Source organism: Pannonibacter carbonis (genome assembly GCF_003012935.1).
GTDB classification, from domain to species: Bacteria; Pseudomonadota; Alphaproteobacteria; order Rhizobiales; family Stappiaceae; genus Pannonibacter; species Pannonibacter carbonis.
Genome location: NZ_PUDR01000003.1, coordinates 226,053 through 245,041 on the forward strand (window position 1 = coordinate 226,053; position 18,989 = coordinate 245,041).

The 18,989-nt window shown below is 64.1% G+C and carries 20 protein-coding genes; 15 read left to right on the forward strand and 5 right to left on the reverse strand.

Translation table 11 applies throughout. The annotated features are described in order from the left end of the window. Positions 1 to 40: 40 nt before the first annotated feature. Complete coding sequence (gene rpoZ / locus C8348_RS05275) at positions 41 to 439, reverse strand: DNA-directed RNA polymerase subunit omega (protein WP_106752230.1); 399 nt, start codon at positions 437 to 439, stop codon at positions 41 to 43. A 367-nt stretch (positions 440 to 806) separates the two neighbouring features. On the opposite strand from rpoZ, the gene C8348_RS05280 reads away from it, so the two are divergent. Together C8348_RS05280 and C8348_RS05285 are read left to right on the forward strand one after the other, a co-directional pair. Beyond that, positions 807 to 1,406 (forward strand): LabA-like NYN domain-containing protein, encoded by a 600-nt coding sequence (locus C8348_RS05280; RefSeq protein WP_106752231.1) that lies wholly within the window; start codon positions 807 to 809, stop codon positions 1,404 to 1,406. Further along, a complete protein-coding gene (locus C8348_RS05285; RefSeq protein WP_106752232.1) occupies positions 1,406 to 2,062 on the forward strand; it encodes a uracil-DNA glycosylase in 657 nt (218 codons plus the stop codon). Before C8348_RS05280 ends, C8348_RS05285 begins: the two co-directional genes overlap by 1 nt. Before the next feature lie 836 nt (positions 2,063 to 2,898). On the opposite strand, the gene C8348_RS05290 is transcribed toward C8348_RS05285, so the two are convergent. From C8348_RS05290 to hemB, 4 genes are all read right to left on the reverse strand, one after another. After that, positions 2,899 to 3,660 (reverse strand): arginyltransferase, encoded by a 762-nt coding sequence (locus C8348_RS05290; protein WP_106752233.1) that lies wholly within the window; start codon positions 3,658 to 3,660, stop codon positions 2,899 to 2,901. A gap of 207 nt (positions 3,661 to 3,867) precedes the next feature. Beyond that, complete coding sequence (locus C8348_RS05295; RefSeq protein ID WP_106752234.1) at positions 3,868 to 4,359, reverse strand: RDD family protein; 492 nt, start codon at positions 4,357 to 4,359, stop codon at positions 3,868 to 3,870. 59 nt (positions 4,360 to 4,418) lie between these two features. After that, the gene (locus C8348_RS05300; protein ID WP_106752235.1) at positions 4,419 to 5,648 is read right to left on the reverse strand and encodes a threonine ammonia-lyase; all 1,230 of its coding nucleotides are present in this window, start codon (positions 5,646 to 5,648) and stop codon (positions 4,419 to 4,421) included. Between the two features lie 56 nt (positions 5,649 to 5,704). Then, the gene (hemB, locus tag C8348_RS05305) at positions 5,705 to 6,736 is read right to left on the reverse strand and encodes a porphobilinogen synthase (RefSeq protein ID WP_106752236.1); all 1,032 of its coding nucleotides are present in this window, start codon (positions 6,734 to 6,736) and stop codon (positions 5,705 to 5,707) included. A gap of 259 nt (positions 6,737 to 6,995) precedes the next feature. Here hemB and C8348_RS05310 point away from each other — a divergent pair, with 259 nt between their 5' ends. The 13 genes from C8348_RS05310 (at position 6,996) to nusB (ending at position 18,981) form a co-directional block, all read left to right on the forward strand. Then, positions 6,996 to 8,135, forward strand: coding sequence for an isobutyryl-CoA dehydrogenase (locus tag C8348_RS05310; protein ID WP_106752237.1), 1,140 nt, complete (start codon positions 6,996 to 6,998; stop codon positions 8,133 to 8,135). A gap of 13 nt (positions 8,136 to 8,148) precedes the next feature. Beyond that, positions 8,149 to 9,195: an enoyl-CoA hydratase/isomerase family protein gene (locus C8348_RS05315; RefSeq protein WP_106752238.1), complete on the forward strand. Its 1,047-nt coding sequence runs from the start codon at positions 8,149 to 8,151 to the stop codon at positions 9,193 to 9,195. Positions 9,196 to 9,251: 56 nt separating this feature from the next. Further along, a complete protein-coding gene (locus C8348_RS05320; RefSeq protein WP_106752239.1) occupies positions 9,252 to 9,665 on the forward strand; it encodes a DUF6163 family protein in 414 nt (137 codons plus the stop codon). 36 nt (positions 9,666 to 9,701) lie between these two features. After that, on the forward strand, positions 9,702 to 10,592 hold the full coding sequence (mmsB, locus tag C8348_RS05325) for a 3-hydroxyisobutyrate dehydrogenase (protein WP_106752240.1): 891 nt from the start codon (positions 9,702 to 9,704) through the stop codon (positions 10,590 to 10,592). Between the two features lie 551 nt (positions 10,593 to 11,143). Next, positions 11,144 to 11,656, forward strand: a complete 513-nt coding sequence (gene ldtR / locus C8348_RS05330) for a transcriptional regulator LdtR (protein WP_106752241.1) — start codon at positions 11,144 to 11,146, stop codon at positions 11,654 to 11,656. 390 nt (positions 11,657 to 12,046) lie between these two features. After that, on the forward strand, positions 12,047 to 13,330 hold the full coding sequence (locus tag C8348_RS05335; RefSeq protein ID WP_106752435.1) for a L,D-transpeptidase family protein: 1,284 nt from the start codon (positions 12,047 to 12,049) through the stop codon (positions 13,328 to 13,330). Between the two features lie 410 nt (positions 13,331 to 13,740). After that, positions 13,741 to 13,935: a DUF6898 family protein gene (locus C8348_RS05340; protein WP_106752436.1), complete on the forward strand. Its 195-nt coding sequence runs from the start codon at positions 13,741 to 13,743 to the stop codon at positions 13,933 to 13,935. Positions 13,936 to 14,163: 228 nt separating this feature from the next. After that, complete coding sequence (gene glyA / locus C8348_RS05345) at positions 14,164 to 15,477, forward strand: serine hydroxymethyltransferase (protein WP_198646936.1); 1,314 nt, start codon at positions 14,164 to 14,166, stop codon at positions 15,475 to 15,477. A gap of 186 nt (positions 15,478 to 15,663) precedes the next feature. Further along, positions 15,664 to 16,140, forward strand: coding sequence for a transcriptional regulator NrdR (gene nrdR, locus C8348_RS05350; RefSeq protein ID WP_106752242.1), 477 nt, complete (start codon positions 15,664 to 15,666; stop codon positions 16,138 to 16,140). Positions 16,141 to 16,193: 53 nt separating this feature from the next. Then, positions 16,194 to 17,285, forward strand: coding sequence for a bifunctional diaminohydroxyphosphoribosylaminopyrimidine deaminase/5-amino-6-(5-phosphoribosylamino)uracil reductase RibD (ribD, locus tag C8348_RS05355; protein ID WP_106752243.1), 1,092 nt, complete (start codon positions 16,194 to 16,196; stop codon positions 17,283 to 17,285). Between the two features lies 1 nt (position 17,286). Further along, positions 17,287 to 17,892 (forward strand): riboflavin synthase, encoded by a 606-nt coding sequence (locus C8348_RS05360; protein WP_106752244.1) that lies wholly within the window; start codon positions 17,287 to 17,289, stop codon positions 17,890 to 17,892. A gap of 84 nt (positions 17,893 to 17,976) precedes the next feature. Further along, positions 17,977 to 18,426 carry a 6,7-dimethyl-8-ribityllumazine synthase gene (gene ribH, locus C8348_RS05365; RefSeq protein ID WP_106752245.1) on the forward strand — a complete coding sequence of 150 codons (450 nt, stop codon included), beginning with the start codon at positions 17,977 to 17,979 and terminating at the stop codon, positions 18,424 to 18,426. A 6-nt stretch (positions 18,427 to 18,432) separates the two neighbouring features. Next, entirely contained in the window at positions 18,433 to 18,981 is a 549-nt protein-coding gene (gene nusB / locus C8348_RS05370) for a transcription antitermination factor NusB (protein ID WP_106752246.1), read from the forward strand. The last annotated feature ends 8 nt before the right edge of the window (positions 18,982 to 18,989 follow it).

The following is an 18,989-nucleotide window of genomic DNA, read 5'->3' on the forward strand; positions in this document are numbered from 1 at the left end:
GCATGGCGCGCCGGTTCCCCGACACGCGCTGCCAACGACCTTAAATGTCGTCCGAACGCTCCGGCGGGACAAGCCCTTCGAGGCCGCGCAGAAGATCTTCTTCCGACATGCGGTCGAATTCGACGCTGGAATCGTCAACGGCGTTGATCTGGGTGCCGCCGGACTGGCTGGAGGGAACCATCGGCACGGCGCCCGGCTCCGGCTCATCCACTTCCACATACTTCTGCAGCGAGTGGATCAGGTCTTCCTTCAGGTCTTCCGGGCTGACTGTCTCGTCAGCGATTTCGCGCAGGGCGACGACCGGGTTCTTGTCGTTGTCGCGGTCAATGGTCAGCGGTGCGCCGCTGGAAATCATCCGGGCGCGATGCGCTGCAATCAGAACCAGCTCGAACCGGTTATCGACCTTGTCGATGCAATCCTCGACGGTAACGCGCGCCATAGGATGTCTCCATGTTGTCAGAATTTGAGTCATCAGCGTATACGGCGAACCGTAACGTCGTGCAAGCCTTCGCGCTGCAACAGGTTTCGTGCCCCGAATATATCGTGAAGAACACGATTTCACTGGGGGCACACGTCAATCTTTACGATTGCGGCACCTGCATTCGATGTAGTACCTCAAGCAGTGTGGTCGTGGAAATTGGGGCATTTTCATGGCTGGTCTGACCAAATTCGCAAAACAGGCGTTTCAAATTTCGGCAACCGATAGTAGTGTGCTTGGGGTGTGAACGGGATTGCCGCGCGAGCGGGCCAGTTTGTTTTGGTCACCACTGCTAAATAACAACGCCGAAAGCAAGGGCAGGGTCTCAATGTTCGATTCTCGTGAAAAAATTGCTTTGTTTATTGATGGTGCAAATTTGTATTCAACCGCCAAGGCCATCGGCTTTGATATTGACTACAAGATGTTGCTGAAGGAATTTCAAGGTAAGGGGTACCTCCTCCGCGCCTATTATTACACCGCGATCATCGAGGATCAGGAGTATTCGTCGATCCGCCCGCTGATCGACTGGCTCGACTACAACGGCTACAAGGTCGTCACGAAGCCTGTGAAGGAATTCATCGACAGCACCGGTCGCCGCAAGGTGAAGGGCAACATGGACATCGAGCTTGCGATTGACGCCATGCAGCTCGTCGACCATGTCGACCACATCGTGCTGTTCTCCGGCGATGGCGACTTCCGCTCGCTGGTCGAGGCGCTGCAGCGCAAGGGCCGCAAGGTCTCGGTGGTGTCCACCTTGCAGACCCAGCCGCCGATGATTGCCGACGACCTGCGCCGCCAGGCCGACCACTTCATCGATCTCGCCCATCTCGCCTCGCGCGTTGGCCGCGAGCCGGTCGAGCGGCCCGTGCGCATGCCGGATCGCGACCGGGAGCGCGAGCGCGCCATCGACGAGGATGACGATTATTGATGCCTGAGGCAGCCAGCGCGACGGAGCCGTCCCGCGACTGTCCGGATTGCCCGCGCCTTGTTGCCTTCCGCTTGGAGCATCGGGCGCGGTTTCCCGACTGGTTCAATGCGCCGGTGCCGAGTTTCACCTCGGATCGGCCCGTCCTGATGGTGGTCGGACTGGCGCCGGGGTTGCGCGGGGCCAACCGCACAGGCCGGCCCTTTACCGGCGACTATGCGGGTGACCTTCTCTACGAGACCATGATCGACTTTGGCTTCGCGACAGGGTCCTATCAGGCCCGGCCGGATGACGGGTTGCAGCTGACCGGTGCGATGATCACCAACGCGGTGCGCTGCGTGCCGCCGGAGAACAAGCCGACCGGACCGGAAATCAACGCCTGCCGCCCGTATCTGGTGGCCACCCTTGAGGCCGCGACGAGTGTCCGCGCGGTGCTGGCCCTTGGCCGCATCGCCCATGACACGTTTCTGACGACCCTGGGATTGCCGCGCAGCCGCAATGCCTTTGCGCATGGTGCAAGGCATGACCTGAGCTATCGGGGACGGTCCCTGATGCTCTTCGACAGCTATCACTGCTCCCGCTACAACACCAACACTGGCCGTCTGACGCGCGAGATGTTCCGCAACGTCTTCACCTCCATTCAGGCCGCGCTGGGGTAAGGGACAGCCAGGCCGTCCGTCCCTTTGTCGTCATGGCATGGCATCCATGCCGTTGCCTGTCAGAGTGGGTACAGCCTTTCGAGGGCGTGTGTCTGTGAGGCTGGCCGGGTGTTGAGGTCACGGCGTGGATGCCATGATCAAGTCATGGCATGACGAAGGAGAGGGGAGGGTGCGGCGCTTCGTTTTGGGCCTCGCCGGTCCCATCAGCAGCAGCCAACACACGCGTTTCCCTTTCCATCGTCGTCATGCCATGGCTCGACCATGGCATCCATGCCGTTGGCTGTCCACGCGGTACACCCTGTCGAGGGCGTGTGTCTGTGAGGCCGGCCGGGTGCTGAGGTCACGGCATGGATGCCATGATCAAGTCATGGCATGACGAAGGAGAGGGGAGGCGCGGCGCTTCGTTTTGGGCCTCGTCGCATAGCGTCTGCAACCAACACACGCGTTCCCCTTTCCATCGTCGTCATGCCATGGCTCGACCATGGCATCCATGCCGTTGCCTGTCAGAGTGGGTACAGCCTTTCGAGGGCGTGTGTCTGTGAGGCTGGCCGGGCTGTGAGGTCACGGCGAGGATGCCATGATCAAGTCATGGCATGACGAAGGAGAGGGGAGGCGCGGCGCTTCGTTTTGGGCTTCGCCGGTCCCATCAGCAGCAGCCAACACACGCGTTTCCCTTTCCATCGTCGTCATGCCATGGCTCGACCATGGCATCCATGCCGTTGCCTGTCAGAGTTGGTATAGCCTTTCGAGGGCGTGTGTCTGTGAAGCTGGCCGGGTGCTGAGGTCACGGCATGGATGCCATGATCAAGTCATGGCATGACGAAGACCGTGAACGTTCAAGGCGTGGCGCCGGATTCCACCAGTGACCAGCCTTCCGGGCCCAGATGCTCCTGCGGCTGGAAGCGGGCCTTGTAGGCCATCTTGTCGGAGCCATCGACCCAGTAACCGAGATAGACATAGGGCAAGCCCAGCTTGCGGGCGCGTTCGATGTGGTCGAGGATCATGAAGGTGCCGATGCTGAGGTCCTGCCGGTCCGGATCGTAGAACGAATAGACCATCGACAGTCCGTCAGCGAGGCGGTCACTGAGGGCGACCGCGACGAGCGGGCCCGTGCCGCGGCGGGTCAGGAAACTGTCCGGCCCCCGGCGGCGGTATTCCACCACCATCGTGTCGACGTGGGTGTCCTCGATCATCATGGCATAGTCGAGCACGGTCATCTCGGACATGCCGCCATTCTCGTGCCGGGCCTGAAGATAGGTTCGGAACAGATCGTATTGTTCGGAGGACGGGGAGGGCGGCATCTCGGCGCCGATCAGGTCGCTGCCGGTCTTCCAGGTGCGCCGGAACGAGCGGGTCCAGGTAAAATCGGCAACACGCACGCGAACGGATACGCAGGCGCGGCACATTTCGCAGGCTGGCCGGTAGGCGATGTTCTGGCTGCGGCGGAAACCGCCCTGGGTAAGGACATCGTTGAGCGAGGACGCCTGATGACCGACGAGGTGGGTGAATACCTTCCTCTCCTGGCGCCCGGGCAGATATGGGCAAGGCGCGGGGGCGGTCAGATAGAACTGCGGATGGTCAATCGGGTGACGGGTCACGACCGCTATTCAGCTCCTGCTGCGTCCTTTCGTCTCTCTAATACGAGGCCGTCGCAGCTAGGACGTCAACAAAAGAATGCGGCATCCATGCCAGTAAGCTGGCAAAGCTGGGGAGCAATTGTAACCGAGTGGCGTCAGATGCCCGGCGCGGCGCGCCGGGTCAAGGATCGGAGGTGGTGTCGTCAAGTGTCGGGCTGCGCGTGCACGTCACACGCGGTTGAGGGCCGAGCTGTTCATGACGACCGTGCCGAGAACAATGTCGTGCAACAGACGCTTGCGGTCACTGAACAGGCTGATCAGCACCACCAGGGGCGTCAGCAGGGTGAAGGACAGCCAAAACAGGAGAACGTGCATGGCTGCGAGCAGCGCATAGGGCTTGGCGCCGTACCACAGCCGCATCTCGATCCCCATGGCGCGCATGCCGGGCGTTGCCGCATTGGGACCGCCAAGGGTTACGGCTGTGTAGATGAGCGCCACCGCCTGCCACAGGAAGGCGTAGAAGAACCACGCCAGACCCAACGTGAAGATGCCGAGAAAGAACACCAGAATCCCGGCCACGAACGTGAAGAACGCGACCAGCAGCACGTCGATCAGAAACGCAAACACCCGCTTGCTGCGAATGCCGTCAAACAGGGCGGGATTGGCCATCGGATCGAACAGATCGCGCTTTGGCTGGTCATAACTGGCATCGTAGGTCATCGGCGTCTCCTTGCGAGACTGATGTGGGAACCGGTCGTGCACTGTGCAATGGCGAAACCTCACGCCATCACTTCCGCCACATTCATGGGTCGTACCGGAAAACCGCGCGCTTCCAGGGCCGAGATGATCTTCTGGCCATGGGCTGCATCGAAGGTTTCGAAGGTGACGTCCAGCGTTGCGCCCTTGGCCGGCACGTTGAGGAACAACCGGTGGTGCGACACGTCCACCACATTGCCCTGCATCTTGCCGATCAGGGTGGTGATTTCGCCAAGCACCCCCGGCCGGTCGGGCGTGTCGATGCGGATGGCGAGAAGCTTGCCGTCGCGGGCGAGCTCGCGCACCACGATGGAGGAGACGAGGCGCGGGTCGATGTTGCCGCCGCACAGGACAAGCCCGACCTTCCGGCCAGCAAAACGGGCGGGGTCGGTGAGAAGGGCGGCAAGGCCTGCGGCCCCGGCGCCTTCGGCCAGCGTCTTTTGCTGTGTCAGGAAAAGGTTGATCGCCCGCTCGATGGCGCTTTCCTCGGCAAGGATGATGTCATCGACAAGCTCGGCCACGACAGCCCGGGTGAGATCACCGACATCGCGCACGGCGATGCCTTCGGCGATGGTCGGCCCGCCGCAGGTGACCGGCTCGTTGTTCAGCGCGCCCCACATGGCCGGATAAAGCCGGGTCTCGACACCGATGACGGAGATTGACGGCTTCAGCCCCTTGGCCGCCACCGCCATGCCGGAGATCAGCCCGCCACCGCCCACCGGCACGACAAGGCAGTCAAGATCCGGATCCTCGGCCAGCATTTCCAGCGCGATGGTGCCCTGGCCGCGCATCACATGCGGATCGTCAAACGGGTGCACCCAGACGAAGCCATGCTCTTCCGACAGGCGTTGCGCCTCGGCCTTGGCCTCGACCAGCGTGTCACCGGACAGGACCACGGTGGCGCCATAGCCGCGCGTCGCTGTGATCTTCACGAAAGGCGTCGGCTCCGGCATGACGATGGTCGCCGGGATGCCGAGACGCCCGGCATGATAGGCGACGGCCTGGGCATGGTTGCCGGCCGACATGGCAATGACGCCGCGGGCCCGTTCCTCCGCCGTCAGCGACAGCAGCTTCACCAGCGCGCCGCGCTCCTTGAAGGCGCCGGTGACCTGGAGGTTGTCATACTTGATGCTGACAATGGCGCCGGTCAGCGCCGACAGTTTCGGCGCCGGCAGGAAGGGGGTGCGCAGCACCGACCCGTCAATGAGACGGGCCGCATCCTGAACATCGGCAAGCGTGATCGGCAGGGGCATCAAGACCTCGGGGTCAGACTGGACGGATCTGGCCGGACCTGGCCAGTTGGCGCAGCTCAGCGGGCGCGCTTGAGGATCTCGGCGACCTTCGGGGCGAAATAGGTGAGGATGCCGTCGGCACCGGCGCGGCGGAACGCCATCAGGCTTTCCATCATGGCGCGCTCGCCGTCGATCCAGCCGTTGTGGGAGGCGGCGACGATCATCGCGTATTCGCCGGACACCTGATAGGCGTAGGTCGGCACGCGGAAGCTCTCCTTCACCCGCTGGATGATGTCGAGATAGGGCATGCCCGGCTTGACCATCACCATGTCCGCCCCTTCCGCCAGGTCCATCTCGACCTCGCGCAGGGCTTCGTCGGTGTTGGCCGGATCCATCTGGTAGGTGCGCTTGTCGCCGACAAGCGTCTTGGAGGTGCCGACTGCATCCCGGAACGGGCCATAGAAGGCGGAGGCGTATTTGGCCGAATAGGCCATGATCTGGGTGTCGCGGTGACCGGCTTCATCCAGCGCGCGGCGGATCGCGCCGATGCGGCCGTCCATCATGTCGGACGGAGCAATGACGTCAGCGCCGGCTTCCACCTGGACGAGGGCCTGACGGCAGAGCTGGTCGACGGTCTCGTCGTTGAGAATGCGCTCGCCCAGCAGCAGGCCGTCATGGCCGTGGCTGGTGTAGGGATCGAGCGCAACGTCGGTGATGAGGCCGATGTCGAGCCCGGCCTGCTTGATGGCCCGGCAGGCGCGGCAGATGAGGTTCTCCGAATTCAGCGCTTCCGTGCCGGCCTCATCGCGCAGGGCCGGGTCGGTGTAGGGGAACAGCGCCAGCGCCGGGATGCCGAGGCTTGCAGCATATTCCGCCTCGCGCACGGCCTCATCCACCGACAGGCGCTCGACACCGGGCATGGAGGCGATCGGCTGGCGCACGCCGTGGCCGTCGACCAGGAAGATCGGCCAGATCAGGTCATTGATGGAAAGCGTCGTTTCCTGCACCAGCCGCCGGGCCCAGTCGGCGCGGCGATTGCGCCGCATGCGGCGTCCGCCGAGAATGTCGTCGATATGCTCGGACGTGATGCGGGGCAAATGGGAAGACATGGACGTTTCCTGACCTTGGCCCTGAGGGCCAGCTTTTTGATGGCCGGACTTTAGCAACAGGGGGAGTGCTTCGCCAGTCATCCATGGGCGAGGGGCCTGCGGCGGTTTGGCGGATGAGGGCGACTGTCCACAACACACTCAGCCGAATAGCCGATCGGCGCGCAAATTGACGTTAACGTCAAAAATAGCTACGAAAAACCAAGGCCGACGCTGCGGCGGCGCTCGCAGACAGCCACGGGCGGACCATTGGGAGGTGGCCATGGATTTTAGCCTGACTGAGGACCAGCTGGCGTTTCAGGATCTGGCCGCAGGCTTTGCCCGCGACGAGATGGAGCCGCATGCCCGGGAGTGGGATGAAAAGTCCATCTTTCCGGTCGAGACCTTGCGCAAGGCGGCCGAGCTCGGCTTTGCCGGCATCTATGTGCGCGAGGAGGTCGGCGGTTCCGGCCTGACGCGGCTGGATGCGGCGCTGATCTTCGAGGAACTGGCCAAGGGCTGCACCTCGACGGCGGCCTATATCTCGATCCACAACATGGTCGGCTGGATGATCGACCGTTTCGGCTCGGACGAGCTGCGCCAGCGCTATGTGCCCGATCTTTGCACCATGGCGCGCTTTGGCAGCTACTGCCTCACCGAGCCGGGCTCGGGGTCGGATGCGGCCAGCCTCAGGACGCGGGCGGTGCGCGAGGGCGATCACTATGTCCTCAATGGCTCCAAGGCCTTCATCTCCGGGGGCGGCGCGGCGGACGTCTATATCGTCATGGCGCGGACGGGCGGCGAAGGGGCTGTGGGCGTCTCCTGCTTCGTCGTCGAGAAGGGCACGCCCGGCCTCAGCTTCGGCGCGCAGGAGATCAAGCTTGGCTGGAAGAGCCAGCCGACGGCGCAGGTGAACTTCTCCGACTGCCGCATTCCGGCTGGCAATCGCATCGGCGAGGAGGGCGAGGGCTTCAAGTTCGCCATGGCCGGCCTCGACGGCGGCCGCCTCAACATCGGTGCCTGTTCGCTGGGAGCGGCGCAGACCTGTCTCGACCGGGCGATCGCCTACATGAAGGAGCGCCGCCAGTTCGGCAAGGCGCTGACCGAGTTCCAGGCCCTGCAGTTCCGACTGGCCGACATGGCAACGGAGCTGGAGGCCGCGCGGCTCTTGCTGCACAAGGCGGCGATTGCGGTCAACGACAAGGCACCGGGTGCGACGCGGCTGGCGGCGATGGCCAAGCGGCTCGCCACCGACACGGGCTTTGCCGTCGTCAACGAGGCGCTGCAGCTGCACGGCGGCTATGGCTACTTGCGCGACTATCCGATCGAGCGCTACCTGCGCGACGTGCGGGTGCACCAGATCCTGGAAGGCACCAACGAAATCATGCGGGTGATCATCGCCCGCGACCTGCTGGGTCGCTGAGGGAGCGCTGGCCATGACCGATGACGTGCTGTTCGAGACAAGGGGCAAGGCCGGGATCATCACGCTGAACCGGCCGCAGGCACTGAACGCCCTGACGCATGAGATGGTGCGGGCGATCTCTGTGCAGCTGGACGACTGGGAGCACAATCCCTCTGTTGAGCGCATCCTGTTGCGCGGGGCGGGCGAGAAGGCCTTCTGCGCCGGTGGCGACATCCGCCAGGTCTATGAGAGCGGCGAAGCGCTGGGCCGCACCGGCAACCCGGAGCAGACCCGGTTCTTTGGCGATGAGTACATCCTCAACGCCCGCATCCATGCTTTCGCCAAGCCGTGGATCTCGCTGATCGACGGCATCGTCATGGGCGGTGGCGTTGGCCTGTCGGTGCATGGCAGTCACCGGGTGGGCACGGAAAAGACCCTGTTCGCCATGCCGGAAACCGGCATCGGCTTCTTCCCCGATGTCGGCGGCTCCTATTTCCTGCCCCGCCTCAAGTCCGGCATCGGGCTTTACTGCGCGTTGTCGGCTGCACGGCTGAAACAGGCCGATGCGCTTTATGCCGGGGTGCTGACCCACACGGTGCCCTCAGCGGCGATTGCAGTCCTGACCGACGCGCTTGCGGCTGCGGAGGATGTCGAGGCCGTGCTGGCAGCCCATGCGGTGGATCCCGGCCCGGCACCGCTGGCCGCCCATAAGAGCGAGGTCGAGCACATCTTCACGCAGCCGACGCTCGCCGCAGTGATGGCGGCGCTTGAGGCGGCGACCGGAGACTTTGCCGAAGGCGCGCGCAAGGCCATTGCGACGAAGTCACCGACCAGCGTCGCCCTGTCCTTCGAGCAGCTGAAGCGCGGGGCGAGCCTGGCGTTCAATGCCTGCATGCGCATGGAGTACCGGATCGTCAGCGAGATCCTGAAGCACCATGACTTCTATGAAGGCGTCCGCGCGGTGCTGATCGACAAGGATAACGCGCCGCGCTGGACGCCGGACCGGCTGGAGCTGGTGGACAGTGCCGCGCTTGGCGCGTATTTCGAGGAGCCGGCCGGCGGTGACCTGCCGCTGGCCTGAACCCCTTCCGAAGTACCGCCAGGGTCTGAGCAAGGCCGGCCAACCGGGGCACCGCCATGATCGTCGCGTTCCAGGATCTCATGAAGAACCGTCCGGCCTGGGCGATTGTGCTGATGTGGTACCTCAGGGCCATGGCGCTGCTGCTGATCGCTGGCGGCATCATCCATTGGGCCCGCATCATCGGCTTCACCCCCTGGCGCGGCGTGTGGTTCTGGGACATGCCGGTGGAATGGCAGACGGCGACGGTGTTCTTCGCCGTCCTGGATCTCGTCGCCGCCATCGGCCTTTGGCTGACCGTGTCCTGGGGCACGGTGATGTGGCTGTTCCGGGCGCTCAGCCAGATCGTCATGCACACGGCCTTCTCCGACATCTTCGGCCGTCGGCCGTATGAAATCTCTTTCTACATGCTGACCATCGCGATTTACCTGCTGCTGCTCTACCTGATGGAGCAGGAACAGAAGAAGCGATAGGCAGCCCATCCACGACACCTTCCGGGGGGACTGAACATGACGACGATTGCATTCATCGGCCTTGGCAACATGGGCGGACCGATGGCCGCGAACCTGGCCAAGGCAGGCCATCAGGTCACGGGCTTCGATCTCAGCGAAGACGCCAAGGCGCGTCTGGTGGCCGCCGGTGGCCACGCCGTGGCGACGGTCGCCGAAGCCGTCACGGGCGCCGATGTTGTCGTCTCCATGTTGCCCGCCGGCAAGCATGTCCGCTCGGTCTACACCGGCCCTGACGGTGTCATCGCCAATGCGCCGAAGGGGGCGCTGCTGATCGACAGCTCGACCATTGACGTCGACAGCGCCCGTGCCGTCGCAGAGGCTGCCAAGGCAGCCGGCATGCTGATGGTCGATGCGCCGGTGTCCGGCGGCGTTGGTGGCGCGGCGGCCGGAACCCTGACCTTCATGGTCGGCGGTGAAGCCGAGGCGTTCGAGCGGGCCAAGCCGATCCTATCCGCCATGGGCAAGAACATCATCCACGCCGGTGGCGCGGGCACGGGCCAGGCGGCCAAGATCTGCAACAACATGATCCTCGGTATCTCGATGGTCGCCGTCAGCGAGGCCTTTGTCCTCGCCGAGCGGCTCGGCCTCGATGCGCAGAAGCTGTTTGACATCTCCTCCACGTCGTCCGGCCAGTGCTGGTCGCTGACCAGCTATTGCCCGGTGCCGGGGCCGGTGGCGACCTCGCCGGCCAACCGTGACTACCAGCCGGGCTTTGCCGCGCAGATGATGCTGAAGGATCTGAAGCTCGCCCAGGAAGCGGCGCAGTCGTCGGGCGCTGCCACGCCGCTTGGCGCCCAGGCTGCCGCGCTCTACGCCATGTTCTGCAACTCCGGCCACGCCGACGTGGACTTCTCCGGCATCGTCAAGTACCTGCGCGGCGACGCCTGACGCTCTGCAACGCGCTTTGATCTCTGGAACGGGCCGTTTCGCTGCTGTTGCGAAACGGCCCGTTTTGCTTTGTCCAGACCAACAACTTTCGTCATGCCATGGCTTGACCATGGCATCCACGCCGTTCCCTCGCAGCGCGGGAGGCTTATCGACGAGGATTGTCGTGGACGCACGGCGCTGGCCGAGACGTCACGGCATGGATGCCATGGTCGAGCCATGGCATGACGACGGAGGGAGAGGGGAGGGCGATCAGGGTCCGGCGAAGCTTTACCGGTGAACTCCCTTTTGCAGAAACATTTCGGAAAAAATGCGAGCGCTCCAAACCCGCGCTGTGGGCGAGATGTGGACGGGTTCGCGCGGCAGCCAGCAAAGTGCAAGCATTCCTGCGGCTTATCGCAAAACCCAGCGAAATCGCTGCTAAAAGTCTCGGAAACTTCTTAACTGACGATTCAGTGTGTCTTTTAAGCGGATTTTAGAAGCGCGCCTGTATGTTGACCTCAAGGTGGGAAAAATATCCATCGGAAGACAGGTAGAAATAGAGGCGCAAACAAATGATCTCAGCAACCAGAGCTGTGGACGCCGCTGTGCAGGCTGAAAAGGACGCGGACATCAAGCCGCTGTACCTCGAAGCACTGACACTCGTCGAAAGACTTCACCGGCGTCTGCTTGACGTTATCAAGGATGAGTTCGACCGCATGGGCCGTTCGGATGTCAACAGCGTGCAGGCGTTGCTGCTGTTCAACATCGGCGACAGCGAACTGACGGCTGGCGAACTCCGCACCCGTGGCTACTACCTCGGTTCGAACGTTTCCTACAATCTGAAGAAACTGGTCGAGACCGGCTACATCCATCATCAGCGCTCGCGCATGGACCGCCGTTCGGTCCGCGTTAGCCTGACGCCGAAGGGCGCGGAAGTGGCCCGGATCGTCAATGACCTCTACGAGCGGCACATCCTGTCGGTCGAGCAGGTCGGCGAAATCGGCGCGGACGACTTCACGATGCTCAACAAGGCGCTGCGTCGCCTGGAGCGCTTCTGGACCGACCAGATCCTCTATCGGCTCTGAGCCGAAGGCTGACGTCCGTTCCCCCCGCGAGCCATGCGTCTGCCGCAACGCCGCCCTCCAAAGGGCGGCGTTCGCCTTTGCGCTGCGGCATGACATGTTTCAGCCACAAAACCCTGACTATCTGATGCTGACGACATGCGGGTGTCCGTCACCTTGCAAGCGCAACTCCGGCCTTTTGATGTTGCTGTTGTTAAGCGGCTCGTCAGCACTTGCGTTGTAGGGTCGGACATCCGGGCAACAAGCCGGGGCCTGAAAGCAGGACCTGATTGCCGGTTGGGCGCAGCACGGCGGGACACCGTCTGCCACCAGAACCGGGGCGTGTTGTCGTCAGAACGCGGTGAGATCGCCCGGCGGGCGATGCTTGGGGCATAAGGAGCGGTGCGGGTGTTTTTGCGTCAGGAAAAGAAGCAGTCGGGTCGTTCGGTGAAGGCGATTGCGTTTGCCGCCCTTGCAGGGCTCGGGCTCGGCGCCGGCATCAGCACCGTTCAGGCGCAGACGCCGCTGGAAGCGTTGCAGCAGTACAACCAGCGCGCCGAATGGGAAGACAAGTTTGACGCGACGCTGGAAAGCCTCGACGCGATCAAGACGTCGACGCCGATCCTGTCCGCCGGCACCGCCGAATATATCACCGGCGCCATCAACCAGTACGCGATGATTGTCCAGCGCGGTGGCTGGGGGCAGGTGCCGTCGAGCAATCGCCCGCTGCGCATCGGGGCACAGGATAGCGCCGTGACCGACCTGCGCCGCCGCCTGATGGCCTCCGGCGACCTTGAGCAGACCGCAGGCCTCTCTGACACATTTGATTCCTATGTCGATGCAGCTGTGCGCCGGTTCCAGGTCCGTCATGGTCTGATCCCGGATGGGTCCGTTGGTCAGACGACGCTCGTTGCATTGAATGTGCCGGCGGAAGTGCGCCTGCGCCAGCTCGAGACCAATCTGGTGCGCCTGCGCTCCATGTCCGGCTTCCTCGGCGACCGCTACGTGATGGTCAACATCCCCGCCGCAGAGATCGAGGCGGTCGAGAATGGCCGCGTCCGCTCGCGCCATACGGCAGTGGTCGGCAAGATCGACCGGCAGACGCCGATCCTCAATTCCAAGATCTACGAGATCAACTTCAACCCGTACTGGACCGTGCCGGTGTCGATCATCCGCAAGGACCTGATCCCGAAAATGAAGCAGGATCCCCAGTACCTGGCCAAGAACAAGATCCGCATCTTCGACTGGAAGAACAACGAGCTGGCATGGCAGCAGATCGACTGGAACACCGAAGAGGCGACCCGGTACCAGTTCCGTCAGGAACCGGGCGAGATCAACTCCATGGGCTCCATGAAGCTGAACTTCCACAACACGCATCAGGTCTATCTGCACGACACCCCGTCCAAGTCGCTGTTCGGCACAGACAACCGCTTCCATTCCTCCGGCTGCGTGCGCGTCCAGAACGTGCGCGATCTGGTTAGCTGGATGCTGGAATCGACCACGCCGGACTGGAGCCGTGGCCGCGTCGACGAAACCATCCGCAGCGGCCTGCGTGAGGATGTGAAGCTGAAGACCCAGGTGCCGCTTTATCTCACCTACATCACGGCCTGGACGAACGAGGACGGCATCGTCCACTTCCGCGAGGACATCTACAACCGCGACGGCCTCTACGGTGGCGACGTCGCCGGGTTGCAGTAAGCGGGATGAACGAAAGAGGGCCGGGTTTTCCGGCCCTTTGCTTTTGGGAGCCCGCTCCCATGTCACCCCGGCCAAGCGCAGCGCGAGCCGGGGCCTGTCCGCTTTCAGAGCCGTCCCAACCGCGCTGTCCCGGCCTTGAGCCGGGACCTGTAAGGAAGGCGATCCACCCAGCCAAGTGGTCAGCCGGAGCGCCAGGGGCACAGGTCCCGGCTCAAGGCCGGGACAGCGCGGGGTGGGGCTGAAGGTGAGTGTGGCTGTCCCATGCGCACGGTCTTACGTTGCGGAAAGGGAAGGCCAGTCAATGTGAGTTTCCGGTCCCCGCTGCCGGGTCTGGTCACCGGTTCATCCCCTCGCGGCTGGAGTTGCCCTTTGCTAGGATGGAGCACGTCCGGAATCAGGAGCGCGGCGCCATGCCAGGGCAAAACGGGGAAGTCTATTTCGAGTTCGTGCCCATCGGGCGGCAGGTGAAGGTGGTGGCAATCGACGCGGCCTCCGGGGTTGAGGTCAGCATCATCGGTCCGAGTGCGGCTACGCAGCGTGACCTCGAAAGCGTTGCCTTGCGCAAACTGCAGAAGCGCATGGCGGATCTCGCCGGCGAGGGCTGAGCGCTAACGCGGCAAATGCCGCCATGCGTGCGGCCTTTTCCCGGCCATGTCGGATCATGGCAGAGCTGTGACGGTTGGCCACTTGGTTCACGGGGAGGGCTATGCTAATTGCTTGGCTCCCAAACGGGCTGTGCGACCGGTGAGCGAGCCGCCGCGCAGATGCAAGGCCAGTCAAGCCTGCCGGCCCCCGGATCCCGATGCCCTGTGCTCGCTGAAAAGGACCACGCCATGTCGATGACGGATACCTCGGCAAGCCAGCCGATCTATTCCGGGTTCTTCACCCGCAACCTTGCTGACGCGGACGCAGATGTGTTCGCCGCGATCCAGAAGGAAGCCGGTCGTCAGCAGCACGAGATCGAACTGATCGCCTCGGAGAACATCGTCTCCAAGGCCGTGCTGGAAGCCCAAGGCTCGGTCCTGACCAACAAATATGCCGAAGGCTATCCGGGCAAGCGCTACTATGGCGGTTGCCAGTATGTCGACATCGTCGAGAACCTGGCCATCGAGCGCGCCAAGCAGCTGTTCGGTGCCAAGTTCGCCAACGTGCAGCCGAACTCGGGCAGCCAGATGAACCAGGCCGTGTTCCTGGCCCTGCTGCAGCCGGGTGACACCTTCATGGGTCTTGACCTGAATTCGGGCGGTCACCTGACCCACGGCTCGCCGGTCAACATGTCCGGCAAGTGGTTCAACGTCGTCTCCTATGGCGTGCGCAAGGACGATCACCTCCTGGACATGGCCGAGGTCGAGCGCCTCGCCCATGAACACAAGCCGAAACTGATCGTCGCCGGTGGCACCGCCTATTCGCGCACCTGGGACTGGAAGAAGTTCCGCGAGATCGCTGATGCGGTTGGCGCCTACCTGATGGTCGACATGGCGCATATCGCCGGTCTCGTCGCCGGTGGCGTGCATCCCTCGCCGGTGCCCCATGCCCATGTCTGCACCTCGACCACGCACAAGTCGCTGCGTGGCCCGCGCGGCGGCCTGATCCTGACCAACGACGAGGACATCGCCAAGAAGGTGAACTCGGCCGTGTTCCCGGGTCTGCAGGGCGGCCCGCTGATGCATGTCATCGCTGCCAAGGCCGTTGCCTTCGGTGAAGCGCTCAATCCGGACTTCAAGTCCTACGCCGCAGCCGTGGTTGCCAACGCCAAGATGCTGGCCCAGACCCTGCAGGAGCAGGGCCTCGACATCGTCTCCGGCGGCACCGACAACCACCTGATGCTGGTTGACCTGCGCCCGAAGAACGCCACCGGCAAGAAGGCCGAAGGCGCGCTTGGCCGGGCCAACATCACCTGCAACAAGAACGGCATTCCGTTTGACCCGGAGAAGCCCTTCGTCACCTCCGGTATCCGTCTCGGCACCCCGGCCGGCACGACGCGCGGCTTCGGCCTGGCCGAGTTCCGCGAGATCGGCCTCCTGATCACCGAAGTGCTCGACGGCCTGAAGGCGGCCAACAGCGAAGAGGGCAACGCCGCCGTGGAAGCTGCCGTGAAGCAGAAGGTCATCGCCCTGACCGAACGCTTCCCGATCTACCCGGCCTGAGGGTTCTGATCGCGCGAGGCCAGCTCTGGCCTCGCCGCTTCGAATCTGGTCCTATCGGCCTCATCAAAGGTCCGCGCCGCAGGGCGCGGGCTTTTTGCGTTTGAAACGCGGCTGACCTGTCCTATCAAGGGCCGAGCCCCGAGGCGGGCCTCGGCTTTCGTGGACACGACAAACGGGAGTTTCCCCATGCGCTGCCCCTTCTGTGGCGGAGACGAGACACAGGTCAAGGACTCGCGTCCGACCGAGGACAACACCGCCATCCGCCGGCGACGCGTGTGTTCGACCTGCGGTGGCCGATTCACCACCTTCGAGCGGGTGCAGCTGCGCGAGCTGATGGTGGTCAAACGCTCCGGCCGCCGGGTGCCCTTCGACCGGGAGAAGCTGATGCGCTCCGTCGAGACGGCCGTGCGCAAGCGTCCCGTCGATCCGGAGCGGATCGAGCGCATGGTCAGCGGCATCGTGCGCCAGCTGGAAAGCACGGGCGAGGGCGAGGTGACCAGCGAGGTCATCGGCACCCATGTCATGGAGGGGCTGAAGAACATCGACAGCGTCGCCTATGTGCGCTTTGCCTCGGTTTACAAGAATTTCCGCGAGGCCAAGGACTTCGAGGCCCTGATCGGCGAGCTGAACAACCCGGCCGCAGGTCCGCTGGAGGACGAGTGAGCAGCGTGGTGTCAGGAGGGGCGGGGCAGGTCTCGGCCTTCGACGCCAGGGCGATGCGGGCCGCGATCGCGCTGGCCGCGCGCGGACTGGGGCGTGTCTGGCCCAACCCCTCGGTCGGCGCGCTGATTGTCGCGGGCGAGGGGGCTGAGCGGCGGATTGTTGGGCGCGGCGTCACCGCGCGCCCAGGTGGACCGCATGCCGAAGTCAGCGCCTTGCGCAGCGCTGGCGAAGCCGCACGCGGGGCCACCGCCTATGTCACGCTGGAGCCCTGTTCGCACTACGGCCGCACGCCGCCCTGTTCGCTGGCGCTGGTCGAGGCGGGCGTGCGCCGGGTGGTCGTTGGCTGTCTTGATCCCAACCCGCGCGTCTCCGGCCGTGGCATCGCGATCCTGCGCGAGGCCGGTGTGGATGTGGTGGCGGGCGTTGAGGAAGAGGCCGCGCGCTGGCTGCATGCGGGACACAATCTGCGCGTGACCGCCATGCGACCGCTGGTGATGCTGAAGCTCGCTGTCTCTGCCGATGGCGGCATCGGCCGGCACGGGGAGGGGCAGGTGGCGATCACCGGGCCCGAGGCGCGGGCGATGGTGCATGGTCTCCGGGCCAGATATGACGCCATTCTGGTCGGCATCGGCACCGTGCTTGCTGATGATCCGGAGCTGACCTGCCGTCTGCCCGGCATGGGCAACCGCTCACCGGTGCGCGTGGTGCTGGACCGGCAGGCGCGCCTGCCGCTGACGAGCCGGATGGTGCGCGGTGCTGCCGATGTACCGGTGTGGGTGATCGCCGGCAATGACGCGGATCCGGAAAGGGTCGAGGCGCTGACAGCAGCCGGCGTGCTGGTGATCCGCGTTCCGCCCAGTGACGCGGGCATCGACCCGCTTGTCGCCGTGACGGCGCTGGCCAATCGCGGCATCACCCGGCTGATGGTGGAGGGCGGGGCGCAGGTGGCTGCCAGTTTCCTCGACGCCGGACTGATCGACGAGGCCTTCATCTTCACCGGACGGCCAAGCCTTGGGCCCGGCGCAATCCTGCCCTTCGCCGGACGCCCCTTGGCGGCACTGACCGAATGCCCCACTTACCGGCTGGCCGGAACCGCCGTGCATGGCCCGGACCGGCTGACGCGCCTGGCGCGCAAGGAGATCTGACATGTTCACTGGTATCGTCACCGACGTCGGCGTGATCCGCTCGGTCATCGACATCCCCGCCGGCAAGCGCACGCGCATTTCCACCGTCTATGACCCGGACGGCATTGACCTCGGCGCCTCCATCGCCTGCGGCGGGCCGTGCCACACGGTGACCGCCAAGGGGCGCGACGGCGAGGGCAACTGGTTCGAGGTGGAAAGTGGCGCGGAGACCTTGCGCCTGACGACCGCGAAGGACTGGCGCGCGGGCATGCGCCTCAACCTCGAGCGCTCGCTGTCGCTGGGCACGGAACTGGGCGGCCATCTGGTGCTCGGCCATGTTGACGGGCTGGCGCGCATCGTCACGCGCCGGGATCACCCGGACAGCGTCTACTACCGCTTTGACACGACGCCCGACTTTGCCCGCTTCATCGCCCGCAAGGGGTCGGTTGCCCTCGATGGCACGTCCCTGACGGTCAACGAGGTCGAGGGAACCGAGTTTTCCGTGTTCCTCATTCCCCATACCCTCAGCGCCACCACATGGGGGGAACGGCAGGAAGGTGACCACGTTAATCTTGAAGTGGACATGATGGCGCGCTATGCCGCGCGCCTTGCCGAATTCGACCGATAGGCAGCCCTTCAAGCCGAGGGCTGGACAAACGGGGTCAGGCATGGTTCCTGACCCCTTACAATCTCAAGTGAAAGCGACCGACCGATGAGCTCCGCCCCGCACGTCCTGATTATCGAAGCCCGATTCTACGAAGATATCGCTGACGCCCTGTATGAAGGCGCGGCCAAGGCGCTCGAGACGGCCGGGGCGACTCATGACCGCATCCAGGTGCCCGGTGTGCTCGAGATCCCCGCTGCCCTGTCGATGGTGCTGACCTCGATGGAAAACGAGGGCACGTTCTACGACGGCTTCGTGCTGCTCGGCTGTGTCATTCGCGGCGAGACCACGCATTATGATATCGTTGCCAATGAATCGGCCCGCGTCATCATGGACCTCATCGTCGACGCGGACCTGGCTGTCGGCAATGGCATCCTGACCGTCGAAAACGACGATCAGGCCTGGGCTCGTGCCCGCATGACCGACAAGGACAAGGGTGGTGCAGCCTCCCGCGCGGCGCTCGACATGATCGCCCTGCGTGAGAAGCTCGGGGTCTGAGACACGATGACTGACGGGGCAGACAACGCAGCCAGCCGGGGTGTCAAACCGGCCAACAAGCGCGGCACCGCCCGCCTCGGCGCGGTGCAGGCACTCTACCAGATGGATATCGGCGGCTCGTCGCTGACCGATGTCATCAATGAGTTCACCGCATTCCGTCTTGGCAAGGAAGTCGACGGCGCCCAGTACCTGGACGCCGACGAACACTACTTCAAGTCGGTGGTGAAGGGCGTTGTGGAAGACCAGCGGGTGATCGACCCGTTCATCCACACCGCGCTGGCCGAAGACTGGCCGCTGAAGCGGATCGACAGCCTGCTGCGCGCCATCCTGCGCGCTGGCAGCTTCGAGCTGCTGCGCCGCCGGGACGTGCCGCCCAAGGTGATCATTTCCGAGTACATCGACATCGCCAAGGCGTTCTATTCCGACGACGAGCCGCCGCTCGTCAACGGCGTGCTCGACCGTCTGGCGCATGAGCTGCGCAGTGCGGAACTGCCGCCGCGCGTGCAGGCCGATGACGATGAGGATGCCGGCGGACCGGCAGACAAGACGGACTGAAGGCAACA